Genomic DNA, 26,551 nt, shown 5'->3' with positions numbered 1-26,551 from the left:
ACCGCGTAACCTGTGGGCTGGCTTGCCAGCGATGAGGCCCTCAGAAGCCCTGAAGATCCTCAGCCGAGCAATTCACTCAGAGGAATGAACTGAACCATATCCCCCTGCATCGGCGTACTGCCTTCCAACACTTCCACCAACCCCTCGGCCCAGGCCGCGCTACGCAGCACGCCGGAACTCTGGTTGCGATAGATCAGCGCCCTGCCCTGCTCGATCCGCGCCCGCAGGTACTCGCGGCGATTGCCCGCCTTCGGCCAGTCGAACCCGGCCGGCACGGCGAACTGCAGGGGCTTCACCTCCTGCACACCCTGGCGGCGCAGCAGATAGGGCCGCGTCAGCAAACCAAAGGTCACCAGCGTCGACGCCGGGTTCCCCGGCAGCCCGATCACCGGCACGTCGTTGTATGCGCCAACCGTCAGCGGCTTGCCCGGCTTGATCGCCAGCTTCCACAAGTCCAGCTCACCGGCTTCGCGCAAGGCGATACCGAGATAGTCCGCCTCGCCCACCGATACTCCGCCGGTCGAGAGGATCAAATCCACCGCACCCAGCTCGCCCAGACGCTTCCGGGTCAGTTCCAGGTTGTCCGGCAGGATGCCGGCATCCACGACCTCGCAACCCAGGCGCAGCAGCCAACTGCACAGCAGGCGTCGGTTGCTGTTGTAGATCTGCCCCGGCCCCAGCGGCAGGCCCGGCTCGACCAGCTCATCGCCTGTGGACAACACCGCCACCTTTACCCGGCGCACCACGCTGACCTGTGCATAACCCAGGGTCGCCGCCAGGCCCAGCTCGATCGGACCCAGCCGGGTACCGGCCGCCAGGACCAACTCGCCGGCGCGGGTTTCCTGGCCTTGCGGACGAATGTTCTGGCCCGCGCGCAGCGCCTCGGTAAAGCGCACGCGCTGGTCCGAGAGGACTTCGGCGTTTTCCTGCATCTCGACGCAATCAGCACCTGCCGGTACCGGCGCGCCGGTAAAGATCCGCGCACAGGTCCCGGGTTGCAGCGGCTCCGGCGCCTGCCCGGCGAAGATGCGCTGGCTGACCGGCAGCGGCTCGCCCGTCCAGTCGGCAACGCGCAGGGCGTAACCATCCATGGCGCTGTTCGGCCAGGGCGGCAGGTCAAGCGTGGCATGCAGATCCGCCGCCAGCACACGGCCCTCGGCTGCGGCCAGGGTTACCTCTTCCACGTCCCTGATCGGCGCCGCCTCGGCCAGCGCCAGCAGACGCTCCAGAGCCGCCTCGACCGGGATCAGCGGCTTGGCCGCCGGCGCCTCAGCCACGGCTTTCGCAGGGCGCGGCCTGCTTCAGGTGCGGGACGAAGTTGCAGGGGCGGTGACGGTTGTCCAGTTGCTCGGCGAGGATGCCGTCCCAACCGGTGCGCACGGCATTGGTCGAGCCCGGCAGGCAGCAGACCAGGGTGCCGTTGGCCAGCCCGGCCAGGGCACGGGACTGCACGGTGGAGGTGCCGATATCGGCCAGGGAAATCTGCCGGAACAGCTCGCCGAAACCGTCCACTTGCTTGTCCAGCAGGCAGGCCACGGCTTCCGGCGTACTGTCGCGCCCCGTGAAGCCGGTACCGCCGGTGATCAGCACCACCTGCACGGTGTCCTCGGCGATCCAGGTCGCGACCTGGGCGCGGATCTTGTACAGGTCGTCCTTGAGCAGCACGCGCTCGGCGAGGTTGTGCCCGGCCTCGGTGAGGCGGTCGACGAAGACCTGGCCGGAGGTGTCGGTTTCGAAAGTGCGGGTGTCGCTGACGGTCAGCACGGCGATATTGAGCGGCACGAAGGGCGCGTCTGCCTTGGCTTTCATGGCATGGGGTCCGTAGAACGAAGGGAATGACCGGAGTTATATCACAGGGCAACGCTGCCCCGCGCGAGCAACCGGGCATGGCATTGCTGCCGGTCAATAAGCCGATTCCGCACTAGGCTCAACTTCGCACTGAACTTGCTGTAACTGTTTGCGTCTTAACGAACGATACGGCCTCATTTATTGGAGATTGACCATGATTCAACGGACCCTTCCCGCATTCCTGCTCGCCCTTGGCCTTGGCGCACTGGCCGGTTGCTCCACGCCAACCGTGATCACCCTCAACGATGGCCGTGAAATCCAGGCCGTCGATACGCCGAAATTCGATGATGACTCCGGTTTCTACGAAATCGAGCAACTCGACGGCAAGCGCACCCGGGTCAACAAGGACCAGATCCGCACCGTGAAAGAACTGTAGGACCCACGAAGAAAAGCCCCCGAATCCATACGAATTGGGGGCTTGTCGAAGCGAAATTTCTGAGTAGAATTTTCGTCATCGGAGTGTAGCGCAGCCAGGTAGCGCGTCTCGTTCGGGACGAGAAGGCCGCAGGTTCGAATCCTGTCTCTCCGACCAGATCGCTCTCCGCCAAAGCCCGCCTCACGCGGGCTTTGTCGTGCTTGCCCCCTTTATTTCCCACAGGGTCAGCACAAATCTCAAGACCTGCGCGATCCCTGTGGGAGCTGGCTTGCCAGCGATGAGGCCAGTAAGGGCAAAGGAGATCCCTGCCCCTTGAACAGCCTTACTGAACAGCCACCGGCTGCTCTTCCGGCAACACCGGAACGAACAACAGGCCCAGGCGCGAGCTGGTCCACTCACGGGTCTTGTTGGTCAGCTCGAGGTTGTTGTTCAGCTTCTGGCCGTAGGTCGGCACGATTTCCTTCAGCTTGGCCTGCCACTCTGGGCTCTGGATACGGTCCTTGAAGGTCTTCTCCAGCACGCTCAGCATGATCGGCGCAGCGGTCGATGCACCTGGCGAAGCGCCCAGCAACGCGGCGATAGTGCCGTCCTGCGAAGCCACGACTTCGGTACCGAACTGCAGGATGCCGCCATGTACAGCATCTTTCTTGATGATCTGTACGCGCTGGCCAGCCTGCAGCAGTTTCCAGTCTTCGTTCTTCGCGTTCGGGAAGTACTCGCGCAGCGCGGCCATGCGGTCGTCGAAGCTCAACATCAGCTGGCCCATCAGGTAGGTGCTGAGGTCGATGTTGTCGATGCCGGCGTGGGTCATCGGCATGATGTTGTGGGTGTTCAGCGCAGCGAACATGTCCAGCAGCGAACCGTTTTTCAGGAACTTGGTGGAGAAGGTCGCGAACGGACCGAACAGCAGCACTTCCTTGCCGTCGATGATGCGGGTGTCGAGGTGCGGAACCGACATCGGTGGCGCACCAACCGAGGCCTTGCCATACAGCTTGGCCTTGTGGCGGGAGACGATGTCCTGGTTGTCGGTCATCAGGAACTGGCCGCCCACCGGGAAGCCGGCATAGCCTTCGGCTTCCGGAATGCCGGACTTCTGCAGCAGTTTCAGGGCGCCACCACCGGCACCGATGAACACGAACCTGGCCTTGACGCTGGTTTCCACACCGTTGTTGCCGAGGTCGGCGACCACGACGGTCCAGGTGTTGTCGGCGTTGCGCTTGATGTCACGCACTTCGTGGCGCAGGTTCAGGCTGACCTTGTCGCTCTTGGTCAGCGAGCCCACCAGCTGACGGGTGATTTCGCCGAAGTTGACGTCGGTGCCGATGTTCATGCGGGTGGCGGCGATCTTCTGGTCGGCGGCGCGGCCTTCCATGACGATCGGTACCCACTGGGCGATCTGCGCGTGGTCTTCGGAGTATTCCATGCCACGGAACAGCGAGCTGTGCTGCAGGGCGGCGTGGCGCTTGCGCAGGAACTCGACGTTCTTGTCGCCCCAGACGAAGCTCATGTGCGGCACGTTGTTGATGAACGAGCTCGGGTTGTTCAGGACTTTCTGCTCGACCTGGTAGGACCAGAACTGCTTGGAAATCTCGAACTGCTCGTTGATGCCCACGGCCTTGCTGATATCCATGCTGCCGTCGGCGGCTTCGCTGGTGTAGTTCAGCTCGCAGAAGGCGGAATGGCCGGTACCGGCGTTGTTCCAGGCGTTGGAGCTTTCAACGGCGACCTGGTCCATGCGCTCGTAGATATTGATCGACCAGTCAGGTTGCAGCTCGTGCAGGTAGGTGCCAAGGCTGGCACTCATGATGCCCCCGCCAATCAGCAGTACGTCGACGGTCTTTTCCGGTTCACTGGGCTTGGAGCAACCAATGACGCTCAGGCACAGGAGCGCCAAAAGGACTTTTTTCATAATTCATCCAATTGAAGTGAAGGTATTGGCTGGACCGCCGCGCCCGGGTGCACGCCCTCGTTTTATCGTTCTGCTCACCTGGCTGGTGGCTGGGGTATCGGAGAAGCGGGGTGCGGTCTGATGCCGTGGCTGCCGTGGCAGCCCATGGTCTTGTAAAGCGGGGACTCAGCCCGCGCTGGCGCCTCATAAAGCACGAAGCGGGCCAACTTTTTCGCGACCAACGGCTAATAGGCGAGACGCATGGTCGCACCCCATATTCGCGGGTTTTTCTGGCGGGATTCCGCCACTCGCAACGACCGTTTGGCCGCAAGGTGGCGGATTTCCCCCGGCTTTTGGCGGAAGAATCAGGCGCTCAGGCGCGCCGTCACCTCGCCCAACTGGCCCGACAGTTCGTGCAAGCGATGCCCGGCACGCTCGGTGCGCTGCACCGCGTCCTGGTTGTCGGTGGCGATGCGGGTGATCTCCACCAGGTTGCGCGAGATGTCCTCGGCGACGCTGGTCTGCTCCTCGGCCGCCGTGGCGATCTGGCGGTTCATGTCGCGGATCGCTTCCACCGCCAGGGTGATGCGCTGCAGCATCTCGCCGGCACGCTGGACCTGCTCGGCGCCCTCTTCACTGCGTGCCTGGCCGGTTTCGATGGCCTTCACCGCTTCCACCGCACCGGACTGCACGGCGCTGATGATCTGGTTGATCTCGGCAATGGACGAAGCGGTGCGCTGGGCCAGGTTGCGCACCTCGTCGGCGACCACAGCGAAGCCACGTCCCGCCTCCCCTGCCCGCGCGGCCTCGATGGCGGCGTTGAGGGCCAGCAGGTTGGTCTGCTCGGCGATCCCGCGGATCACTTCCAGGACCTTGCCGATACGCCCGCTGTCCTGCTCAAGGTGGCGGATCACCTCGGCGGTGCCGGTGATTTCCTGGTTGACCCGGGCGATGGTGTCGATGGTCGCCTGCATCACCTGCTCGCCGGCCTGGGCGCTATGGTCGGCGTCGTCTGCGGCCTTGGCCGCCTCGGCGGCATGCCGGGCGACCTCCTGGGCGGTAGCGGACATTTCGTGCATCGCCGTGGCCACCTGGTCGGTGCGCTGGAACTGATCGTCGGTACCGCGGGCCATGCCGCCGGCCAGCTTGCGCAGGTCGCCGCTGGCGTTTTCCAGCTCACCGGCGTTGTCCTGCAGGCGGCCGACGGTCTCGGAGAGGAAATCGCGCAGGGTGTTGGCAGCAACGGCGAGGCGACCCAGTTCGTCCTGGCGATCACTGGCGACGCGAGCGTCGAAGCGCCCCTGGCTGAGATGGGCAACGTATTCGATCAGGCGACGGATCGGCTCGATCAGACCGCGATCCACTCGCCACAGGCTGAACACGCCGATGGCCAGGGCCGAACCGAGCATGATCAGCAGGCCGAGCCAGACGGTCCGCTGTGCTTCAGCGCTGATCGCCTTGGCCTGGTCCGCCGAGGCGCCGCGCAGTTGGGTGACCAGCGCGCTCATCTGCTCGCTGGCGGCACGGTCCACGCCCTTGACCGCCAGATCCCCGGCCGCCGGGTCGGCGCCAGCGGCAAGGAAGGCTTCACGCCCACGGCCATAGGCTTCACCCAATTGGCGATGGCTGTCTTTGAGTTCGACAAGGCGCGCATGCAGCGCCGCATCCCCGGCGTTTTCCTGGACCAGACGCCCGAGGATGTCTTGGACCATGCGTTCCTGGGCCTGGAACTGCTGCCAGTACTTGCTCAGGTCATCGGGTTTCTTGCCACGCAGGAGCACGTTCTTCCACTCCTGGACCTGGATCTTGAATTGCAGGTTGGCTTCATCGATCTGCTGCGACGCCCGCAGCGGGCCATCGACCAGTTGGCTGTAGCCATCGACGCTGGCCGACAGCAGGCGGAAACAGACCAGGGCAATCAGCAGCATCGCCAGCAGGCTGCCGGCGAGCAGGGCGAGGATTTGCAGTCGCAGGGAAGTACGCAAGGGCATCGGCAGGATCTCGGAACAAGGGATAAGAAACGGCGGCTTAAAAAGGAGCCAACCAAAGACATCCATGTCGTCGATTCGCAGGCAAAAAAAAGCTGCCATCAAGCGAAGGCAGCCAACTGCATCGAGCATTTACGCAACAGCTGAGGTGGATACTCTCAGGGCTTTGCTACAGAAATGTGACAATTCCGCCCTTGCCTGTCACATAACTGTAAAAAAGCCGCCTGCCGCTCTACTCCGGGCCGAACTGCAGCGCGGCCAGCCGGGCGTAGAGCGGGTTTTCAGCGATCAGTTGCCGATGATTGCCAATTGCTACCATTCGTCCGGCATCGATTACGGCGATGCGGTCGGCGTGCTGGACGGTGGCCAGGCGGTGGGCGATGACCAGGGTGGTGCGGCCCGCCATCAAGGTCGGCAGTGCCTGCTGGATCAGGTGCTCGCTCTGTGCGTCGAGGGCGCTGGTGGCTTCGTCCAGCAGCAGGATCGGTGCATCCACCAGCAGGGCCCGGGCGATTGCCAGGCGCTGGCGCTGGCCGCCGGACAGGCCGAGGCCGGCATCACCCAGATGGGTCTGGTAACCCTCGGGCAGTTGCAGGATGAACTCATGGGCGTGGGCGCTGCGGGCGGCCGCCTCGACCTCGGCGAAGCTGGCATCGGCGCGGCCGTAGCGGATGTTGTCCTCGACCGTGCCGAAGAACAGCGCCGGGTTCTGCGCCACCAGGGCGAAATGGCGGCGCAGGTCCTGGGGATCGAGATCGGTCAGCGGCTGGCCATCGAGGAGAATCCGGCCCTCCTGCGGGTCATAGAACCGCAGGAGCAGGTCGAACAGGGTCGACTTGCCCGCTCCCGACGGCCCGACCAGGGCCAGGGTCTGCCCCGGTTCCACCTGCAGGTCCAGGCCATCGATGGCCGGGCGGTTGGGTCGCGAGGGATAGGCGAAGCGCACGCCCTGCAGTTGTAGCTCGCCGCGGACCCGCTCGGGCAACTGCACCCCTCCTCCGGCCGGTGCCACGATCTCGCTGCGCGCCGCGAGCAATTCGGCAATCCGCTCGGCCGCCCCGGCCGCGCGCTGCAACTCGCCGATCACCTCGCTGACGGTGCCAAAGGCGCTGCCGACGATCAGGCTGTAGAACACGAAGGCCGCCAGGTCACCGCCGGAGATGCGCCCGGCAATCACGTCCATGCCACCGACCCAGAGCATCACCCCTACCGCGCCCAGCACCAGGACGATCACCAGGGTGATCAGCCAGGCGCGCTGGACGATGCGCTTGCGCGCCGTGGCAAAAGCCGCCTCGACCGTCTCGCCGAAGCGCTGGCGGTCGCGGGGCTGGTGGTTGTAGGCCTGCACCGTCTTGATCTGGCCGAGGGTCTCGGCGACATAGCTGCCGACATCGGCAATGCGGTCCTGGCTCTGCCGCGACAGGCTGCGCACGCGCCGACCGAAGATCAGGATCGGCGCCAGCACCAGCGGCAGGGCCAGGACCACGATGCTGGTCAGCTTGGGGTTGGTGACGAACAGCAGGATGATCCCGCCCAGCACCATCAGCACATTGCGCAGGAACAGCGACAGCGACGAGCCGATCACAGATTGCAGCAGCGTGGTATCGGCAGTCAGCCGCGACTGGATCTCGGAACTGCGATTGTTCTCGAAAAAGCCCGGATGCAGGCTGATCAGGTGGTCGAACACCTGCTGGCGGATATCGGCCACCACCCGTTCGCCGATCCACGAGACCAGGTAGAAGCGGCTGAAGGTACCGACCGCCAGGGCCAGCACCAGGGCCATGAACAGCGCGATGGACTGGCCGAGCAGGTCAGGTGAACGGGTGACGAAGCCCTGGTCCACCAGCAGGCGGATGCCTTGCCCCATGGACAGGGTGATGCCGGCGGTGACTACCAGGGCCAGCAAGGCCAGCAGGGATTGCTTGCGATAGGGGCGCACGAAACGCCAGGCCAGGCGCAGGGCCTGGCGTTGCCGGGAGGAAAGCGGATTGAACATGGACGGCTGCCGTGGCTGATTTCAACGAGTCGATAAGGACGTTAGACCGTATCGGTCTAAACTCCCTCTGGTTCTTGAGTGAACTTTCTGTTGGACTGGTAGTTCGCATGATGAGACAGCGTAGGGAGTTGTCACAGCCTGGTCATCACGCGCGATTAATCTAGGCTAGCCACCTGAAGAGGAGACAGGAAATGAGCTTGCAGCATAGCAGCACCCCGCAACAGCGCCCGGCCCAACCTGTGCCGGCGTGCGGCTCGATCATCGACGCGCAAGGGCGCGAGATCCCGATCACCGAGCACATGATCCAGCAGGCGTGCCGCGAGCTGGAAAACAGCCGGGCCAACCCGGCGAAGAAGGGCTGAGACCCTGACCTATTCAAGACCCGGCCCTGGTGCCGGGTTTTTTATTTGTGTTGTTCCTGAGGGCCTCATCGCTGGCAAGCCAGCTCCCACAGGGTTTTGTGTTGACCACAGATTTGTGATCACCGCGGACACTGTGGGAGCTGGCTTGCCAGCGATGAGGCCCTGAAAGCCAATAGAACTATCAGCCCTCGATCACACAGCCCAGCGCCGCCGCAATCCGCCTTACCTCTTCACCCTCAGCCTTGACCTTCAACCCCTCGATCTCCCGCCTTACCGGATACCCCTTGCGCAACAGATCGAACGCCACCTTCTGCGCCGCCGGGTCATCCCCCAGGCTGCGGCGCAAATCCGCATCATCGCGGCGCGGGTCATACACCGCACGGCACAGGGTCGCCAGGGCCCAGGCCGGATCAGTCTCGGCCTGCAGTTCGACCCGCGCCAGCCAGGGCTTGGGCAGCAGATCAGCAAGCTGCACCTGCTCCGCTTCCCCGCGCCAGACACAGTACGCCTGGTAGATCTGCGCCGTACCGCGCTGCTTGCCGTCGAGGCTGTAGCCGGCGATATGCGGGGTGGCAATCACGCACAGGTCGGCCAGCTCCACATCCACCAGCGGCTCCTCTTCCCACACGTCCAGCACCGCCAGCACATCCTCGCGCGCCAGCAGCAGTTCGCGCAGGGCGGGGTTGTCGATCACCGGGCCGCGAGCCGCATTGATCAGCCAGGCGCCGGGGCGCAGGCGGGCCAGGCGCTCGCCGTCGAGCAGGTGCCAGGTCGGTTGCTCACCCGTGCGGGTCAGCGGGGTATGCAGGCTGATCACATCGCACTCGGCGAGGATCTGCTCCAGCCCGACATAATCGCCGCCCTCCGCCGCCTGCCGGGGCGGATCGCAGACCAGCACCTTCCAGCCCAGCCCGCGCAGCACCTGGACCAGGCGGCCACCGACCTGGCCGGCGCCGACCACGCCATAGGTGCGCTGCGAGAGATCAGCGCCATCCAGTTCGGCCAGGGTCAGCAGGCTGCCCAGCACATAATCGACAACACCGCGGGCATTGCAGCCAGGGGCGCTGGACCAGTGGATGCCGGCTTCGGCGAAGTAGCCCAGGTCGAGGTGATCGGTGCCAATGGTGCAGGTGCCGACGAAGCGCACCTGGCTGCCTTCGAGCAGGGCGCGATCGACCTTGGTCACCGACCGCACCAGCAGCACATCGGCGTCGCGCACGCAGTCCGCATCGATGGCCCGGCCCGGATAGCGGCGAATCTCGCCGAAGCCGGCAAAGAAGGCATCGAGCAGGGGGATGTTTTCGTCGGCAACGATCAGCATGGGCGGGACTCCTGTGAGGGGTTGGCAGTGTAGGGGGTGGATGGGGCAATAACAAAGTGGTGTCTGCACCGGCCTCATCGCTGGCAAGCCAGCTCCCACAGGGACTGCATGCACCGGACCTGTGGGAGCTGGCTTGCCAGCGATGAGGCCCGTCCAGACACCAACATTTCCTGACCAACCGATCAAGGCGTAGACTACGCCGCTTTCCCTGCCAGCCCCACGACCACCATGCCCGCCATCCGCACCGAAGTCCGCAGCCTGCTGCGCCTTGCCACCCCGATCATCGTCGCCCAGCTGGCGACCACCGCCATGGGCTTCGTCGATGCCGTCATGGCCGGCCGGGTCAGCCCTGAGGACCTGGCCGCCGTGGCCCTGGGCAACTCGATCTGGATCCCGGTGTACCTGCTGATGACCGGTATCCTTCTCGCCACCACGCCCAAGGTGGCGCAGCGCTTCGGCGCCAACCAGCACGGCGAGATCGCCCCGCTGGTGCGCCAGGCCCTGTGGCTCGCGCTGGTGGTGGGCCTGCTGTCGAGCGCCCTGCTCCTCGGCGCCGAACCCATCCTGTACCTGATGAAGGTCGACCCACAGTTGATCGGCCCGAGCATGGGCTACCTGCACGGTATCGCCTTCGGATTCCCCGGCATTGCCCTGTACTACGTGCTGCGCTGCTACAGCGACGGCCTCGGGCGCACCCGGCCAAGCATGGTCATCGGCCTGTGCGGCCTGCTGCTGAACATCCCGCTGAACTGGGTGCTGATCTACGGCCATTTCGGCCTGCCGGCGCTCGGCGGCGTCGGTTGTGGCTGGGCCACCGGCATCGTCGGCTGGTTCATGGCCCTGAGCATGGCCGCCTGGAGCCGCTGGGCCCCGGCCTACGCCAGCAGCCGGGTGCTGGTGCGCCTCGACAAGCCCCAGTGGCCGACCATCAAGCGCCTGCTCGGCATCGGCCTGCCGATCGGCATCGCCGTGTTCGCCGAATCGAGCATCTTCGCGGTGATCGCTCTGCTGATCGGCAGCCTGGGCCCGACCGTGGTCGCCGGGCACCAGATCGCCCTGAACATCAGCTCGCTGCTGTTCATGATTCCGTATTCGCTGGGGATGGCGGTGACCGTGCGCGTAGGCCAGGCGGTGGGTGCCGGCGATCCGCACCAGGCGCGTTTCGCCGCCCAGGTCGGGCTCGGCACGGCGCTGGTATTCGCGGCGTTCTCGGCGTCGCTGATCCTGCTGCTGCGCGAGCAGATCGCCGCGATCTACACGCCGGACACCGCGGTGATCCAGATCGCCGCGATGCTTATCGTGTTCGCTGCGCTGTACCAGTTCTCCGACGCCATCCAGGTGATCTGCGCCGGTGCCCTGCGGGGTTACCAGGACACCCGGGTGACCATGATCCTGACCCTGTTCGCCTACTGGGGCATCGGTTTGCCGGTGGGCTACCTGCTCGGCCTGACCGACTACCTCAGCCCCGCCAGCGGCCCGAGCGGCCTGTGGCAAGGCCTGATCGCCGGCCTGACCTGCGCAGCGATCATGCTCTCGATCCGCCTGCTGCGCTGCACCCGCCGGCATATCCGCAAGGCGCAGCTCAGCCCAGGTTGAAGCGCGCGGTATTGTCGTTGAGCGCGCGGCTGCCCTGGCTCAGGGTGTCCGCCGCCTGGTTCACTGCCCGGGCACCGTCCAGCAAACGCCCGGCAGCCTGGTCCACCTGCTGGATATTGCCGCTGACCTCATCGGCGGTGCCGGTCTGCTCCTCCACTGCGGTAAGGATCTGCGCCAGGGTGTCAGTCACGCCCTGCACCGCCCCGGCGATCTCGCCCAAGCGCTGGCCCAGCCCGGTCACCGACTGGGCATCCTGGACCGCCTGACCACAGGCGGCTTCCATCAAGCTGACCGCCTGGGTCACGGTGGTGCGCAGGCTGTCCACCGTCCCGGCAATCTGCGCCGTGGACGCCTGGGTACGCTGGGACAGGCTGCGTACCTCGTCCGCCACCACGGCAAAGCCGCGGCCCTGCTCCCCGGCCCGCGCTGCCTCGATGGCGGCGTTGAGCGCCAGCAGGTTGGTCTGCTCGGCAATACCGCGAATCGCGTCCACCACCGACTGGATCTGCTGGCCCTGCTCGCTGACCCGCTGCAGCGCCTCGGCGGTATCGGTCAGGCGGCGGTTGAGCTGCTGGATGCTGTCGGTGGTGCGCTGGCTGTCGCGGTTGCTGTCCTCGGCAATGCGCCGGGTCTGCCGGGCACTGTCGGAGGCGTGCTCGCAGCTTCGCGCCACTTCCTGCGACGTTGCCGCCAACTGGGTCGCCGCCGCAGCGATCTGGCTGATCTGCTGTTGCTGCCGTTCCACATCCTGCAGGGTGCCGTTGGCCTGGACATTCAGGGTCTGCACCGCCGAGCCCAGTTGCCGGGTCTCGTGATTGACCCCCAGCAGGCTGGCGCGCAACTGCACCACCGCGACGTTCAGCGCCTGGCTGATCACCGCCAGTTCATCGCGCCCCTGCACCGACACCTCGACGCACAGGTTGCCGTCACGCAGCGACTCGGCCAGGGTGGTGATGCCGCTGGCACTGCGGCGGATCGAGGCCTGCAGGCAGGCGAACAGGTACAGCGCCAGCAGCAGCAACAGGCCGATGGTCACCCCCACTGGGATGAATTCGCGGTTGGACTTGGCGTGGTAGTAGTCCAGGCGCTCGTTCAGCGACTGCAACGACGCGCCACGCAGGCCGAACATATCGTCCAGCAGGCGACCGATACTGGCCTCGAACTCGGCGGGCTTGAGCTTGATCGAGCCGCCGAACACGCCGTCGTCCAGCACCGCCAGCTCGCCATCGAGCCCCTTCATGCTCGCCCCGTAGCGCTTGCCCCAGCCTTGCAGCTCGGGCGGCAGGCGGGTTTGCAGGGAACCGGCGGTCTTGACCATCTGCTCCCGGGCGTCGCCGATACGGCTGCGCAGGTCGCGCATCTGCAGGCGGCTCTGCAGGCTGAACTGGCCGGAGACCACCGAGGTCTGGCCGATGCTGGCCATGCGTCCGATGCGCTCGATCAGGTCCGGGGTCTGCTGGGTCGAGAGCTGCATCAACAGGTAGGTTTCCAGCCAAGGATCGAGGATCAGGCCGGTGTCCATGGCGATCTGCTCGCGCAGCGCCTGCAGATTGCCGATGCCGGCGGTGAAGCGGTCATAACCGTCCGGCCACCAGCCGACGCCGCGCAGGGACTGGCTGTCGAGGCCGGCCACCGAACCTTGCAGGGCCTCAAAGCGGGCCAGGGTGTCGGCGCCGGCCTTTTCCTTGTCCAGGGTCGCCTTGAGGTTTTTCAGGGCCTGATCGATACGCGGCAGCGCAGCATCGATCTCGCTCATCAACTGACGGGCTTCGGCGGTGGGTTCACGGAGGATATCGATGGCTTTCCAGCGCGCCGCCCGATAACGCTGGGCCGACAGCTCGCGCTCCAGGTCATCCAGCACCAGCAACTGGCGGACCCCGGACTGCTCGCCGGCGATCACCGCCAGGCGGTCGCGGTAATCCATGCCGATCAGCCCGAGGCTGAACACCAGCGGCAGCATGAACAAGAGGAACAGCAACTGGAACTTGCGCGCAAAACCGAAACGCCCCAACAAACGCGCACCCGGTGACAACAGACGATTCATGACTCACTCCTGCGCATAGGGGGACCCTGGAGCGCAATCGTTTCTGCAGGCGCTCAGGGTGATAGCGTTTAGCTAGCAACGTATGTGCCGGATACAGGGAAGTCAGGAGGGAGGCAGTAAAGGAAAGGATGCAGCCAGAAGGCTGGCATCCATTCCATGCACAGTACCGGTGCAGGCGTCACCGGAGGAAACAGCGGAGTAACAGCCAGGGGTGTCAGTCGAGCTTCTTGCGAATCCAGTACAGGTAGGTGCCGCCCTCTTCTTCCTGCTGCACCAGCTCATGCCCGAGGAACACGCAGAACTTGGGGATATCGCGGCGGGTCGAGGGGTCGGTGGCGATCACCTTGAGCAAGCCACCGGCGCCCAGGTCGCGCACGTATTGATGCAGCATCATCACCGGCTCCGGGCAGTTCAGGCCAGTGGCGTCGAGCACGGCGTCAGGGGTGAAATCGGTCATCTCAATAAACTCCGTGATTCAGCGTGGCTTGATGTCGAGGCGGCGCAGGTGGCAGGTGACTTCCTCGCGGTCGTGATAGAGCTGCTTGCAGCCGATGGAGACCTTGACCTTGCGCGCCTTGAAGCCCTCTTCGATACGCTCCAGCAGGCGCCGCACCTCGGCATAGCGCTGCTTCATCGGCAGCTTGAGGTTGACCACCGCCTCGCGGCAGTGCCCGTCGCCCAGCCATTCCTCGATCATCGCGGCGGTACGCGCCGGCTTCTCGACGATATCGCAGACCATCCAGTCGACCATCTGCTTGGGCTTCCAGGTAAAGCCGTCGACCATCAGGTGCTGGATCAGCCCGGTGTCCATCAGGCTCTCGGCCATCGGCCCGTTGTCGATGGCGGTGACCAGCATGCCGCGCTTGACCAGCTGGTAGGTCCAGCCGCCCGGCGCAGCGCCGAGGTCAACGCCGGTCATGTCGTCGGACAGGCGCTGCTCCCACTGCTCGCGGGGGATGAAGTGGTGCCAGGCCTCTTCCAGCTTGAGGGTCGAGCGGCTCGGCGCCTCGCGGGGGAATTTCAGGCGCGGGATGCCCATGGGCCACATGGCCGAGTTGTCCGCCTCGGCCAGGCCGAGGAACACCCGGCGGCCACTGACGAAGGTCAGCAGCAGACGCGGGCCCGGGCCGTTCTCCACCAGGCGCCCGGCCTTGAGCAGGGCCTTGCGCAGCGGCACTTCGAACTTGCGGCAGAAGGTCGAGAGTTCCTTGCCGTCGTTGCTGTCCATGACTTCCAGCCACAGGCTGCCAGCCACTGGATAGCCGGCCAGATGCTCCAGCAGCACGCTGATGCGGTCGGTTTCCGGCAGCTCGACGAAGCTGCCCCGGGCCCACTGGCGGGGGAAGATCAACTGCTTGAAACGCAGCTCGTGCATGATCCGCGCGGCGCCTTCGGCGTCGTTGCAGATGAACTCGGCGCAGGCGGTCTGCGGCTTGGCCTTGGCATAGCCGGCAACGCCGAGCAACGCGGCGTGTTCGCTGATCTCGGAACAGACCTCGCTCTCGAAACCAGGTCGGCAATGCAGGAACAGGGTATTCATCACTCACTCCGGACGGGGACGCCATGCGCCCCGGTGGAAAATCGGCGAATGATAAAGGACTTTCGGAACTGGCGACACGCCCCGCCGGTCCAGTTAATGGTCGGTCAGGGCAAACGGAGCTAACCTGACCGTGCAGCCAGGTCCGTGCCGTGCGGACCGTGAAAGAGGCGGTGCAGCGGCCCCAGCAAGGAAGACAGCCGCGCACCGGCGCAGAAGGAGTTGGTCAATGTCCTCGCTCGACAGCCTGAAAACCCTCAAGACCCTGGCCGTAAGCGGCCGTGAATACCATTACTACAGCCTGCCCGACGCCGCGAAAGCCCTCGGCGACCTGGGCCGCCTGCCGATGTCGCTCAAGGTGCTGCTGGAGAACCTGCTGCGCTGGGAAGACGGCGAAACCGTCACCGGCGCCGATCTCCAGGCCCTGGCCGACTGGCTCAAGGAGCGCAGTTCCGACCGGGAGATCCAGTACCGCCCGGCGCGGGTACTGATGCAGGACTTCACCGGCGTACCGGCGGTGGTCGACCTGGCCGCCATGCGCGCCGCCATGGCCAAGGCCGGCGGCGACCCGCAGCGGATCAACCCGCTGTCGCCGGTGGACCTGGTAATCGACCACTCGGTGATGGTTGACCATTACGCCAGCCCCGCCGCCTTCGGCGAAAACGTCGATATCGAGATGCAGCGCAACGGCGAGCGCTATGCCTTCCTGCGCTGGGGCCAGAACGCCTTCGACAACTTCCGCGTGGTGCCACCGGGCACCGGGATCTGCCACCAGGTCAACCTGGAATACCTCGGGCGTACCGTCTGGACCCGTGAAGAAGACGGCCGCACCTATGCCTTCCCCGACACCCTGGTCGGCACCGATTCCCACACCACCATGATCAACGGCCTCGGCGTGCTCGGCTGGGGCGTCGGCGGTATCGAGGCGGAGGCGGCCATGCTCGGCCAGCCGGTGTCGATGCTGATTCCCGAGGTGATCGGCTTCAAGCTCACCGGCAAGCTGCGCGAAGGCATCACCGCCACCGACCTGGTGCTGACGGTGACGCAGATGCTGCGCAAGAAGGGCGTGGTGGGCAAATTCGTCGAATTCTACGGCGACGGCCTGGCCGACCTGCCCCTGGCCGACCGCGCCACCCTGGCCAACATGGCCCCGGAATATGGCGCCACCTGCGGCTTCTTCCCGGTGGATGCGGTGACCCTGGATTACCTGCGGCTTTCCGGGCGGCCGCCGGAAAGCGTCGAACTGGTCGAAGCCTATTGCAAGGCCCAGGGCCTGTGGCGCGAGCCGGGCCAGGAGCCGCTGTTCACGGACAGCCTGGCGCTGGACATGGGCGAGGTGCAGGCCAGCCTCGCCGGGCCGAAACGCCCGCAGGACCGGGTCGCGCTGCCCGGGGTGAGCCAGGCTTTCGATGACTTCCTCGGCCTCAACGTGCGCAAGGCCACTGCCGACGGGCATGGCGAGATCAGCTTCGGTTTCGAGGGCAAGGAACACACCCTGAAGGACGGCGCCGTGGTGATCGCCGCGATCACCTCCTGCACCAACACCTCCAACCCCAGCGTGATGATGGCCGCCGGGTTGCTGGCGAAAAAGGCCGTGGAGAAGGGCCTGCAACGCAAGCCCTGGGTGAAGAGCTCGCTGGCGCCGGGTTCCAAGGTGGTCACCGACTACTACAAGGCCGCCGGGCTGACGCCCTATCTGGATCAGTTGGGCTTCGACCTGGTGGGCTACGGCTGCACCACCTGCATCGGCAACTCCGGCCCGCTGGCCGACCCGATCGAGGCGGCGATCACCAAGGCCGACCTGGTGGTGGCCTCGGTGCTGTCCGGCAACCGCAACTTCGAAGGCCGTGTGCATCCGCTGGTCAAGACCAACTGGCTGGCCTCGCCGCCACTGGTGGTGGCCTATGCCCTGGCGGGCACGGTGCGCATCGACCTGAGCAACGACCCGCTGGGCCAGGGCGCCGACGGCAAGCCGGTGTACCTGCGGGATATCTGGCCGAGCCAGCAGGAAATCGCGTCAGCGGTGGCCCAGGTGGATACGCGGATGTTCCACAAGGAATATGCCGAGGTCTTTGCCGGGGATGAACAGTGGCAGGCCATTGAGGTGCCACAAGCGGCGACCTACGTGTGGCAGGACGATTCCACCTATATCCAGCACCCGCCGTTCTTCGACGGCATTTCCGGCCCACCGCCAAAAATCGCCGATGTGCACGGTGCGCGGATTCTTGCCCTGCTGGGTGATTCGGTGACCACCGACCATATCTCGCCAGCCGGCAATATCAAGGCCGACAGCCCGGCCGGGCGTTACCTGCGGGACAAGGGCGTGGAACCGAAGGACTTCAACTCCTACGGCTCGCGGCGCGGCAACCATGAAGTGATGATGCGCGGCACCTTCGCCAATATCCGCATCCGCAATGAAATGCTGGGCGGTGAGGAAGGCGGCAATACCCTGCATGTGCCGACCGGCGAGAAGCTGGCGATCTACGATGCGGCCATGCGTTATCGCGACGAAGGCACGCCGCTGGTAGTGATTGCCGGGCAGGAATACGGCACCGGCTCGAGCCGCGACTGGGCAGCCAAGGGCACCAACCTGCTGGGGGTCAAGGCGGTGCTGGCGGAGAGCTTCGAACGGATCCACCGCTCCAACCTGGTGGGCATGGGCGTGCTGCCGCTGCAGTTCAGTGCCGGGCAGGATCGCAAGCAACTGGGGCTGACCGGGCGGGAGAAGATCGACATCCTTGGGCTGGACGGGGTGAAGATCGAGCCGCATATGAGCCTGAAGTTGCGGATTACCCGGGAGGATGGCGGTGTCGAGGAGATCGCGGTGCTGTGCCGGATCGATACCCTGAATGAGGTGGAATACTTCAAGGCCGGGGGGATTCTGCATTATGTGTTGCGGCAGATGATTGGGCGGTGATCCCACTCTAGCAATCGCTGGCAAGCCAGCTCCCACAGGGACCGCGTGCACCGCTGGACCTGTGGGAGCTGGCTTGCCAGCGATGAGGCCATCAGCTACACCACAAAACCCGGTGTCCTGAACGCCATCACCGCAGTCGAAGCTGCATGCCCTCTCAAAAGCTCCTCCTCACCCTCCTGACCGCCGGCTACGCCCTGGCCCTCACCCACGGCAGCCTCGGCCTTGCCACCCTGCCGGCCTTCCTCCTGCTGCTGGCCAGCGGCTGGATGGCCCGACACCCACGCTGGAAGATCGCCGGCCATGCGCTCTTCATCCTGCTGGCCCTCAGCCTGGCCCTGCACTGGCTCCCCGGTTTCAACAACGCCCGGGTTTTCGACCACGTCCGCTTCACCCCGGACGCCGCGCCCTTCTCCATGAACCTGAACCTGGACAAGCCCCTGATCGGCTTCTGGCTACTGCTGGCCTGTCCATGGATCATCATGCCGCGCCGAACCCGGCCGGGATTGGCGCTACTGGCGGGCGCCATCACCCTTGCCGGATCCCTCGCCCTCGCCTGGCTTATCGACCTGGTGCATTGGTCCCCAAAATGGCCACCCGACGCCTGGCTCTGGGCCGCCAACAACCTGCTGCTGGTCAGCCTGGTGGAGGAAGCCCTGTTCCGCGGCTACCTTCAGGGCGGCCTGCAACGCCTTGTCGGCGCCAACCCCGCCCTCGTTCTGAGCGCCCTGCTCTTCGGCCTGGCCCACGTCGGTGGCGGCTGGCCCTGGGTCGCCCTGGCAACACTGGCCGGCGCCGGTTACGGGTTAGCCTGGCGCCACGGCGGACTGCCGGCGGCGCTGCTGGCCCATTTCGGGCTGAACCTCGCGCACTTCACCCTGTTCACCTATCCGCTGCTCGCGACAACATGAACCATCGGTCACTGCCTGACTTATGTTGCGAAAATGTGAAAGAATGCGCGCAAATTACACGAACGTGATGATTTCGCTTAGCTCAAGCGCTTCAAACGAATATTGAGCAAGATCAATAAAACCCAAATATTCATTCAATATTTTCGTGTATCTGCCGATACCTCACGAAAGCCTTGCGGATTGAACAGCTTATGCGCAACAACCAGCCGATTACCCAGAGAGAACGGACTTTCCCTGCCCAACAACGGTTGATTTCGACTACCGATGCCAAGGGTGTCATCACCTACTGCAACGACGCCTTCATCGAGATCAGCGGCTTCTCCCGCGACGAGCTGATGCGCGCACCGCACAATCTGGTGCGCCACCCGGACGTGCCGCCGGCCGTCTTTGCCCATATGTGGTCGACCCTCAAGCAGGGCCTGCCATGGATGGGCATCGTCAAGAACCGCTGCAAGTCCGGCGACCATTACTGGGTCAACGCCTACGTCACGCCGATCTTCGAGAACAACCAGGTGGTGGGCTACGAGTCGGTGCGGGTCAAGCCGACCGCCGAGCAGGTTCGCCGCGCCGAAGCCCTGTACAAGCGCATCAACGACGGCAAGTCGGCGATTCCGAAACGCGACAAGTGGCTGCCCGTGCTGCAGGACTGGCTGCCGTTCATCATGGTCAGCCAGATCGGCTTCCTGATCGGCATCTGGCTGGGTCATTCCTGGGGCTTCGCCCTCGCCGCCGCGCTCTCGGTGCCGCTGGGCCTGCTCGGCCTGAGCTGGCAGCAGCGCGGTCTCAAGCGCCTGCTGCGCCTGGCCGAACAGACCACCTCCGATCCGCTGATCGCCCAGATGTATACCGACAGCCGTGGCGTCCAGGCCCGCCTGGAAATGGCCATGCTCAGCCAGGACGCGCGCCTGAAGACCTGCCTGACCCGTCTGCAGGACACCGCCGAGCACCTCAACGAACAGGCCCGTCAGTCCGACGCCCTGGCCCACAACAGCTCGTCCGGGCTGGAGCGCCAGCGCGTGGAGACCGAGCAGGTCGCCGCTGCGGTCAACCAGATGGCTGCCACTACCCAGGAAGTGGCCAACCACGTGCAGCGCACCGCCGACGCCACCCAGGCAGCGAATCGCCTGACCGACCGTGGCCGCAGCATTGCCGGGGAAACCCGCGACGCCATCCAGCGCCTGTCCACTGCCGTCGGCGAGACCGGGCAGACCGTGACCCAGCTTGCCCGCGACAGTGACGAGATCGGAGGCGTGGTCGACGTGATCAAGGGCATCGCCGACCAGACCAACCTGCTGGCGCTCAACGCCGCCATCGAAGCGGCCCGGGCCGGCGAAATGGGCCGCGGCTTCGCCGTAGTGGCCGACGAGGTTCGCCAATTGGCGCAACGCACCAGCGAGTCCACCGGGCAGATCCACAGCCTGATCGCCAAGCTGCAGCAGACTGCCTCCAACGCCGTGCAGACCATGGAAGCCGGGCATCGCCAGGCCGAGGAAGGCGTGCAGCGGGTAATGGAAGCGGACCAGGCGCTGGTGGGTATCAGCGAGGCCGTGGCCAATATCACCGACATGGCGACCCAGATCGCGGCCGCTACCGAGCAACAGAGCTCGGTGGCCGAGGAGATCAGCCGCAATATCAGCACCATCGCCGCGCTGGCGGATGAAACCTCGGAGCAGGCGCAGCATTCGGCGTTGCTCAGTGAAGAGCTGACGCATACGGCGACGACGCAGTATTCGTTGGTGGAGCGATTCAACCGCTGATAGTCGGTTGAAATGCGAAAGGCCCGGAAGTGTTGAGCTTCCGGGCCTTTTTTGTTGGTCTTACGGGCCTCATCGCTGGCAAGCCAGCTCCCACAGGGTTCAGCGGCGCCGCGGACCCTGTGGGAGCTGGCTTGCCAGCGATGAGGCCCTGAAAGTCACCTCACCAATCAAGCCTCAAACGACTCTCGAAATACCGCTCCTCCCCCGTCAGCGGATCCTTGAACCTCAGGCTCCGCGCCAGCAGCTTCAACGGCTTGGAATAATCATCCTCGCCCTGCAGCACCTCGGGATAGAACGGGTCATTGCAGATCGGCGCCCCCAGCGCGGCCATATGCACGCGCAACTGATGGGTCTTGCCGGTCACCGGCGACAGCCCGTAGCGCCACAGCTTCCCGCGCGTCTCCAGCACCTCGGCATGGGTCTCGCTATTACTCACCCCCGGCACTTCCTGCATGCGGAAGAACGGCTCGCCATTGGCCATGCGGCTCTTGTGCACCAACGGAAACGCCACCGCCGGCAAGGCCGGAGCAATCGCCTGGTAGCGCTTGTCGATCTGCCGGGTCGGGAACAGTTGCTGGTACGCCGAACGGCTTTGCGGATTGGCCGAGAACAGCACCAGCCCGGCGGTGTGCCGGTCGATCCGGTGCAACGGCACCAGATGAGGGTTGTCGAGCCGACGGATCAGGCGGCGCAGCAAGGTCTGCTCGACATACTCGCCGGTCGGCGTGACCGGCAGGAAATGCGGCTTGTCGGCCACCACCAGATGCTCGTCCACATGCAGGATGTCTTCCAGCACCGGGATCGGCTTTTCATTGGGGACTTCGCGGAAATAGTGGATACGCAGCCCGACCCGGTAGGGATGGTCGAGCGCGATCGGCTGCCCCTGGGCATCCAGCACCCGCCCGCGGGCAAAGCGATCGAGCCAGGCTTCACGGCCGATCGCCTTGAAGTGCTCGCACAGGCAGTCCAGCACCGTGGACCAGTTGCCCGGCGGCAGGCAGACCGTACTGGCCTGCTGGCTGGCCGGATCGAAAACAGTGCTCATGAAAAGACTCGCAACCTGGGAGCCGCGCATTATCCGGCATGAGCGCCGTCTCAGCCAGCCTCGGTCGCGGCATCGCAGGCGGCCTTCAGCCAGCGCAACACATCCACCGCCTCCCAGCGGCTGGCGTCGTACAAGGCATAGGCCTGGCCTTCGTAGCCCACCACATCCAGCGGCCGGTGAAAGCCGGCACGCTGGAACAGGGCTTCGATCTCGGCGAAGCAGGTGTTGAAGTGGACCTTGCCGAACGGCGTGCGCTCGTCGGTGACCAGGCCGTCCAGGCGCAATTCCACCACGGCCTCGTGCACCTCGTCGACGGACATGCGATTGACGCTGGATTTCAGTTGTTCGACGTTGACCATCATGTTTCTCCGGGCATGAAGCTGCCCGCCCCGCATACTGTACTTATATACAGCATAGGAGGCAGGCGGGTTGAACGTCAATGACGTAACGATTCATTGCAGGCCCGGCAGATAACCGGTGCCCTTGCGGATGGTCAGCACCTGGCGGCGCTGGCGCTGGCCAGACAGGCCCAGATGGACCCAGCCGTCGAACTCGAGGATCAGCTGGTCGAAGTCCAGGTCGCTGTCGCGGATCCGTTGCGCCAGCTGCCGCGGCGTCAGGCTGACCGCCATGATGTCGGCGGCGAGCCCCTGGACATGGGCGCTGGAGGACGAACCGCCGACCCGGCGATTGAGCTCTTCGCAGCGATAGCCGCTGGTGATCAGGATCGGCTGGCCGACCAGGCTGCGCACCGACTCAAGGGTCTTGCACAGCTCCACCAGATTGGCGATGACCTGGCTGTCCGGGTTGTTGTCCAGCCCGGCGCGGTTGGCGATCTGCGAGGCGGTCATTTCGGCGAGGGTGAAATGGGGGGTGAGGAACATGCTTGCCACTCCTTTGGCTTGGGAAATCCGCAGCGACCATCAAGGCCGCTGCCAACGGATTCTCCAACCGCCGCGATGACGATTGCATGCGCACTTGTGCATCAAAATGTGAAGCAACGGCCTACCCGAGGAAAGCCACCACCTGGTCCGCGTCGAACGGCCAGTTCAGCTCGGCGCCGCTGTCGCAGCGGCGCAACACCGGGATTTGCAGGCCGTAGCGCTCGAACAGCGCCTGGTCGTCGGCGATATCGACCAACTCCACCAGCAGGCCATGCTCGACCAGCGGCATCAGCAACGCCTCGGCGACTTCGCACAGGTGGCAACCCAGGGTGCCGAACAATTGGCATTCAGGAAGCATTGAAAAATACCGATACAAAGTGAACGGGAGGTCCATTCTAGGATGGCGCTCCCGGTCCGTCGAGGCGCGCTCCGGCGCGACCAGACCTGTTGATCCTGATCAACGGAGCGGCACCCGGATCGCTGTACCCTAGACGTTTTTTTGCTGTTTTTTACAGGGAGTGTGTGGTGTGTTCGCAAACCTGCTGATCATCCTGGCGTCGTCGCTGGTTGTCATCGCGGTCTTCCGGCGTCTGCAATTGCCGCCGGTACTGGGCTACCTGTGCGTCGGACTGTTCGTCGGCCCGACGGCGCTGGACTGGGTCAACGAAAGCGAGGAACTGCCCGACCTGGCGGAAATGGGCGTGGTGTTCCTGCTGTTTTCCCTCGGCCTGGAGTTCTCCCTGTCGAAGATGCTCGCCCTGCGCAAGGTGGTCTTCGGCCTCGGCAGCCTGCAAGTAGTGTGCTGCGGCCTGGCCCTGGCCGGGGCCCTGTCGCTGCTGGGCATGCCGAGCACGGCGGCCTTGCTGCTGGGCGGTGGTCTGGCGCTTTCCTCCACCGCCATCGTCTCCAAGGAGCTGACCAGCCTCGGCGAAATCTTCAGCAGCCACGGGCAGAACGCCATTGGCGTGCTGCTGTTCCAGGACGTGGTCGCGGTCCTTTTGCTCACGCTGGTCCCGGTGTTCGCCGGGGAAACCAGCCAGGCCTGGTACTGGGCCCTGCCGCTGACCCTGGGCAAGACCGTGATCCTCTTCGTCGGCCTGCTCCTGGCCAGCCGCTGGCTGCTGCCGCGGCTGTTCCATGAGGTGGCCAGCTCCCACTCCGCCGAGCTGTTCGTGCTGCTGGCGCTAGTGATCGTCCTGCTCACCGCCTGGTTGACCCACCTGCTCGGCCTGTCGCCGGCCCTCGGCGCCTTCCTTGCCGGCATGCTGCTGGGCGAGAGCAACTACCGGCACCAGATCGAGGCGGATATCCGTCCGTTCCGCGACATCCTGCTGGGCCTGTTCTTCGTCAGTATCGGCATGCTGATCGACCTGCACCTGTTCGCCAGCAACGGCCTGGAAATTCTTGGCCTGACCCTTGGCCTGCTGCTGCTCAAAGGCCTGGTCGTCGCCGCCCTGGTGCGGGTGCGCGGCAGCGATGCGGAAACCGCCTGGCGCAGCGGCCTGGCCCTGGCCCAGGGCGGCGAGTTCTGCTTCGCCCTGATGGCGCAGATGCAGCAGAGCAACCTGCTCCCCGCCGAACTCGGCCAGTTGCTGCTGGCCGCGACCTTCTGCTCGATGCTGGTCACCCCGCTGCTGCTGCGTGCCGCCCCGGCCGTGGCCCTGCGCCTGCACCGCAAGCCCAACGAAGAGGTGCACCTGGAGGAAATCGAAGCGCAGAGCGCCGACATCAAAGGCCACGTGATCATCTGCGGTTATGGCCGGGTCGGTCAGTCCATCGGCCGCTTCCTGCGCCGCGAACAACTGCCCTTCATCGCCCTGGACGACGACCCGGTGCGGGTCCAGGAGGCGGCGGCCGGCGAAAACTGCGTGCACTACGGCGATTCGCGGCGCGGTGAATTGCTCGAAGCCATCGGCCTGGAGCGCTCGCGCCTGCTGGTGGTGGCGGTGGATAACACCGAAGTGGCGATGCACGTGCTCAAGGCCGCGCGCCAGCGCAATGCGCAGATCCCGATCCTGGTGCGCACCCGCGACGACAGCCTGCGCGACGAACTGCGCGCCGCCGGGGCCAGTGCGGTGGTGCCGGAGGTGCTGGAGTCCAGCGTGATGCTGGCCTCCCATGCCCTGGTGATGCTGGGCGTGCCGGAGGAGCGGGTGCGGCAGACGGTGGAAGAAGTGCGACAGAGTCGCTATCGCCTGTTGCAGGGCTTCTACCAGGGCGCGCAGACCGACCTGGTGGACAGCGAAGGCCAGCCCAAGGTGCTGATGCATGCGGTGCAGTTGCCGTCCAATGCCTATGCCTGCGGGCGGCGGCTGGATGAGCTGACCCTGGAGGAGTTGGGGGTGGAGTTGCAGGCGGTGCAGCGCAATGGCACCGAGCTGGCGCTGAATACTGGCACCTGTCTGCATGCCGGGGATTCGGTGCTGGTGTGCGGGCCGCTCAGTGCGATCAAGGCCAGCGAGGCGCGATTGTTAGCCGGCCGCTAATGGCGGGAGCACCACTACCCCTGTGGGAGCTGGCTTGCCAGCGATTGCTATGGTGATTTCACTACTGCAATCGCTGGCAAGCCAGCTCCCACAGGGGCCAGTGTTGCCCCTCAGAAAGCATTTCAGTCCTGGCTGGTAGCACCGATCTTGTGGATCGACAGGTCGGCGCCGTAGTACTCCTGCTCCTGACTCAGGCGCAGGCCATGCACGCGCTTGATCAGACCGTAGACGATGAAACCACCGGCAAGCGCCACCACCACCCCGGCCACAGTACCGATCAACTGGCTGACGAAACTCACCCCGCCCAGCCCGCCGAACAGCTGCTGGCCAAAGATCCCGCAGGCGATCCCGCCCCAGACCCCGCACAGGCCATGCAGCGGCCACACACCGAGCACATCGTCGATCTTCCAGCGGTTCTGGGTCGCGGTGAAGCACCAGACGAACAACGCCCCCGCCACTGCGCCAGTCACCAGCGCGCCCACCGGGTGCATCAGGTCGGAACCGGCGCAGATCGCCACCAGCCCGGCCAGCGGGCCGTTGTGCAGGAAGCCCGGGTCATTGCGCCCGACCAGCAGCGCCGCCACGGTGCCGCCGACCATGGCCATCAGCGAGTTGACCGCAACCAGGCCGCTGACCGCAGGCAGGGTCTGGGCGCTCATCACGTTGAAGCCGAACCAGCCAACGATCAGGATCCACGAGCCCAACGCCAGGAACGGAATATTCGACGGCGCAAAGGCGACCAGTCGCCCTTCACGATAACGACCATTGCGTGGGCCGAGCAGCAGCACCGCCGCCAGCGCCAGCCAGCCGCCCATGGCGTGCACCACCACGGAGCCGGCGAAGTCGTGGAATGGCGCGCCGAAGGTCGCTTCGAGCCAGGCCTGCACCCCGAAGTTGCCATTCCAGACCATGCCTTCGAAGAACGGGTAGACGAAGGCGACGATCAACGCCGTCGCGCACAGTTGCGGGGCGAAGCGTGCACGCTCGGCGATGCCACCGGAAATGATCGCCGGGATCGCCGCAGCGAAGGTCAGCAGGAAGAAGAACTTCACCAGGCCATAACCATGCTCGGCGCCGAGGGTCGCCGCCGGGTGCAGGAAATGCGTGCCATAGGACAGCCAGTAGCCGATGAAGAAGTAGGCCAGGGTCGACACGGCGAAGTCGCTGAGGATCTTCGACAGGGCGTTGACCTGGTTCTTGTGGCGCACGGTGCCGACTTCGAGGAAGGCAAAGCCCGCGTGCATGGCCAGTACCATGACCGCGCCGAGGAGGATGAACAGGGTGTTGGAGCCCTGGACCAGTGAGTCCACGGCGCTTTGCAAATTTTCCATGAAGTCGGCAGACCTGCAAAAAGGAAAAAGCACCAAAGCGGTTCGAAAGCCTTTCGTGACGCACCAGACTGGATCAGCCAGGCGTCCATCCTTGGAAGCAGAACACCGTACGAGGTGATTTTTCCGGGGTTGTCTTGAATTGGGTTATGGTTCCACCGCCGTTTAAGCGGGCCCGCGCCCGGAAACGGCGCAGGCGCCAAACCAGGCGCACCAGTGCGAAGCAATTGCTGTACCAGCAGCAAATATCACTGAACCTTCAGCGACGCC

At 65.0% G+C, this 26,551-nt stretch carries 21 protein-coding genes, 1 tRNA gene and 1 pseudogene; 8 read left to right on the top strand and 15 right to left on the bottom strand.

Features of this window, described 5'->3' with window-relative positions:
* Positions 1-59: 59 nt before the first annotated feature.
* Both PSEMO_RS10740 and moaB read right to left on the bottom strand, forming a co-directional pair.
* The gene (locus tag PSEMO_RS10740; RefSeq protein WP_075803052.1) at positions 60-1,277 is read right to left on the bottom strand and encodes a molybdopterin molybdotransferase MoeA; all 1,218 of its coding nucleotides are present in this window, start codon (positions 1,275-1,277) and stop codon (positions 60-62) included.
* Positions 1,270-1,809, bottom strand: a complete 540-nt coding sequence (gene moaB, locus PSEMO_RS10735; RefSeq protein ID WP_075803051.1) for a molybdenum cofactor biosynthesis protein B — start codon at positions 1,807-1,809, stop codon at positions 1,270-1,272. Before moaB ends, PSEMO_RS10740 begins: the two co-directional genes overlap by 8 nt.
* A gap of 193 nt (positions 1,810-2,002) precedes the next feature.
* Between moaB and PSEMO_RS10730 the strand changes: the two genes are divergently transcribed.
* Both PSEMO_RS10730 and PSEMO_RS10725 read left to right on the top strand, forming a co-directional pair.
* Positions 2,003-2,224 carry a YgdI/YgdR family lipoprotein gene (locus tag PSEMO_RS10730; RefSeq protein ID WP_075803050.1) on the top strand — a complete coding sequence of 74 codons (222 nt, stop codon included), beginning with the start codon at positions 2,003-2,005 and terminating at the stop codon, positions 2,222-2,224.
* 79 nt (positions 2,225-2,303) lie between these two features.
* A tRNA-Pro gene (locus PSEMO_RS10725) sits at positions 2,304-2,380 on the top strand.
* Positions 2,381-2,546: 166 nt separating this feature from the next.
* Here PSEMO_RS10725 and PSEMO_RS10720 read toward each other — a convergent pair.
* The 4 genes and pseudogenes from PSEMO_RS10720 to PSEMO_RS10710 form a co-directional block, all read right to left on the bottom strand.
* A complete protein-coding gene (locus PSEMO_RS10720) occupies positions 2,547-4,133 on the bottom strand; it encodes a malate:quinone oxidoreductase (RefSeq protein WP_075803049.1) in 1,587 nt (528 codons plus the stop codon).
* Positions 4,134-4,477: 344 nt separating this feature from the next.
* Positions 4,478-5,182 (bottom strand): methyl-accepting chemotaxis protein, encoded by a 705-nt coding sequence (locus tag PSEMO_RS34240; protein WP_372239113.1) that lies wholly within the window; start codon positions 5,180-5,182, stop codon positions 4,478-4,480.
* A 222-nt stretch (positions 5,183-5,404) separates the two neighbouring features.
* Positions 5,405-5,521 (bottom strand): annotated as a pseudogene (locus tag PSEMO_RS34235) (hypothetical protein); the annotation flags it as partial.
* Positions 5,522-6,332: 811 nt separating this feature from the next.
* A complete protein-coding gene (locus tag PSEMO_RS10710; protein ID WP_075803047.1) occupies positions 6,333-8,096 on the bottom strand; it encodes an ABC transporter transmembrane domain-containing protein in 1,764 nt (587 codons plus the stop codon).
* A 191-nt stretch (positions 8,097-8,287) separates the two neighbouring features.
* Between PSEMO_RS10710 and PSEMO_RS33450 the strand changes: the two genes are divergently transcribed.
* A complete protein-coding gene (locus PSEMO_RS33450) occupies positions 8,288-8,458 on the top strand; it encodes a PA1571 family protein (protein ID WP_178391987.1) in 171 nt (56 codons plus the stop codon).
* Between the two features lie 181 nt (positions 8,459-8,639).
* On the opposite strand, the gene pdxB is transcribed toward PSEMO_RS33450, so the two are convergent.
* The gene (gene pdxB, locus PSEMO_RS10705) at positions 8,640-9,779 is read right to left on the bottom strand and encodes a 4-phosphoerythronate dehydrogenase PdxB (RefSeq protein WP_075803046.1); all 1,140 of its coding nucleotides are present in this window, start codon (positions 9,777-9,779) and stop codon (positions 8,640-8,642) included.
* 228 nt (positions 9,780-10,007) lie between these two features.
* Here pdxB and PSEMO_RS10700 point away from each other — a divergent pair, with 228 nt between their 5' ends.
* A complete protein-coding gene (locus PSEMO_RS10700; protein WP_075803045.1) occupies positions 10,008-11,375 on the top strand; it encodes an MATE family efflux transporter in 1,368 nt (455 codons plus the stop codon).
* Here the strand turns inward: PSEMO_RS10700 and PSEMO_RS34230 are convergent.
* The 3 genes from PSEMO_RS34230 to rlmM form a co-directional block, all read right to left on the bottom strand.
* Positions 11,362-12,504, bottom strand: coding sequence for a methyl-accepting chemotaxis protein (locus PSEMO_RS34230; protein WP_372239112.1), 1,143 nt, complete (start codon positions 12,502-12,504; stop codon positions 11,362-11,364). The two genes, PSEMO_RS10700 and PSEMO_RS34230, sit on opposite strands and share 14 nt — an antisense overlap.
* A 1,129-nt stretch (positions 12,505-13,633) precedes the next feature.
* Positions 13,634-13,876, bottom strand: coding sequence for a sulfurtransferase TusA (gene tusA, locus PSEMO_RS10690; protein WP_009404574.1), 243 nt, complete (start codon positions 13,874-13,876; stop codon positions 13,634-13,636).
* A gap of 18 nt (positions 13,877-13,894) precedes the next feature.
* Positions 13,895-14,959: a 23S rRNA (cytidine(2498)-2'-O)-methyltransferase RlmM gene (rlmM, locus tag PSEMO_RS10685; protein WP_075803043.1), complete on the bottom strand. Its 1,065-nt coding sequence runs from the start codon at positions 14,957-14,959 to the stop codon at positions 13,895-13,897.
* A 226-nt stretch (positions 14,960-15,185) separates the two neighbouring features.
* On the opposite strand from rlmM, the gene acnA reads away from it, so the two are divergent.
* The 3 genes from acnA (at position 15,186) to PSEMO_RS10670 (ending at position 20,538) form a co-directional block, all read left to right on the top strand.
* Complete coding sequence (acnA, locus tag PSEMO_RS10680) at positions 15,186-17,873, top strand: aconitate hydratase AcnA (protein ID WP_075803042.1); 2,688 nt, start codon at positions 15,186-15,188, stop codon at positions 17,871-17,873.
* Positions 17,874-18,019: 146 nt separating this feature from the next.
* Positions 18,020-18,781: a CPBP family intramembrane glutamic endopeptidase gene (locus PSEMO_RS10675; protein WP_075803041.1), complete on the top strand. Its 762-nt coding sequence runs from the start codon at positions 18,020-18,022 to the stop codon at positions 18,779-18,781.
* 191 nt (positions 18,782-18,972) lie between these two features.
* Positions 18,973-20,538 carry a methyl-accepting chemotaxis protein gene (locus PSEMO_RS10670; RefSeq protein WP_075803040.1) on the top strand — a complete coding sequence of 522 codons (1,566 nt, stop codon included), beginning with the start codon at positions 18,973-18,975 and terminating at the stop codon, positions 20,536-20,538.
* Between the two features lie 160 nt (positions 20,539-20,698).
* On the opposite strand, the gene PSEMO_RS10665 is transcribed toward PSEMO_RS10670, so the two are convergent.
* The 4 genes from PSEMO_RS10665 to PSEMO_RS10650 all read right to left on the bottom strand — a co-directional run bounded on the left by PSEMO_RS10665 (position 20,699) and on the right by PSEMO_RS10650 (position 22,825).
* Positions 20,699-21,583 carry a pseudouridine synthase gene (locus PSEMO_RS10665; protein ID WP_075803039.1) on the bottom strand — a complete coding sequence of 295 codons (885 nt, stop codon included), beginning with the start codon at positions 21,581-21,583 and terminating at the stop codon, positions 20,699-20,701.
* 50 nt (positions 21,584-21,633) lie between these two features.
* Positions 21,634-21,942, bottom strand: a complete 309-nt coding sequence (locus PSEMO_RS10660) for a transcriptional regulator (RefSeq protein WP_075803038.1) — start codon at positions 21,940-21,942, stop codon at positions 21,634-21,636.
* A 93-nt stretch (positions 21,943-22,035) separates the two neighbouring features.
* Positions 22,036-22,467 carry a D-Ala-D-Ala carboxypeptidase family metallohydrolase gene (locus PSEMO_RS10655; RefSeq protein ID WP_075803037.1) on the bottom strand — a complete coding sequence of 144 codons (432 nt, stop codon included), beginning with the start codon at positions 22,465-22,467 and terminating at the stop codon, positions 22,036-22,038.
* Between the two features lie 121 nt (positions 22,468-22,588).
* A complete protein-coding gene (locus PSEMO_RS10650; RefSeq protein ID WP_075803036.1) occupies positions 22,589-22,825 on the bottom strand; it encodes a glutaredoxin family protein in 237 nt (78 codons plus the stop codon).
* 169 nt (positions 22,826-22,994) lie between these two features.
* Here PSEMO_RS10650 and PSEMO_RS10645 point away from each other — a divergent pair, with 169 nt between their 5' ends.
* A complete protein-coding gene (locus PSEMO_RS10645; RefSeq protein ID WP_075803035.1) occupies positions 22,995-24,953 on the top strand; it encodes a monovalent cation:proton antiporter family protein in 1,959 nt (652 codons plus the stop codon).
* Positions 24,954-25,075: 122 nt separating this feature from the next.
* Here PSEMO_RS10645 and PSEMO_RS10640 read toward each other — a convergent pair whose 3' ends face one another.
* Positions 25,076-26,284, bottom strand: a complete 1,209-nt coding sequence (locus tag PSEMO_RS10640) for an ammonium transporter (RefSeq protein WP_075803034.1) — start codon at positions 26,282-26,284, stop codon at positions 25,076-25,078.
* Between the last annotated feature and the right edge of the window lie 267 nt (positions 26,285-26,551).

The sequence above is a fragment of the Pseudomonas putida genome (assembly GCF_001941965.1).
Taxonomy (GTDB): domain Bacteria; phylum Pseudomonadota; class Gammaproteobacteria; order Pseudomonadales; family Pseudomonadaceae; genus Aquipseudomonas; species Aquipseudomonas putida_L.
Note: the sequence above shows the minus strand (reverse complement) of the source record. Positions and strands in the feature narration are given on the sequence as shown.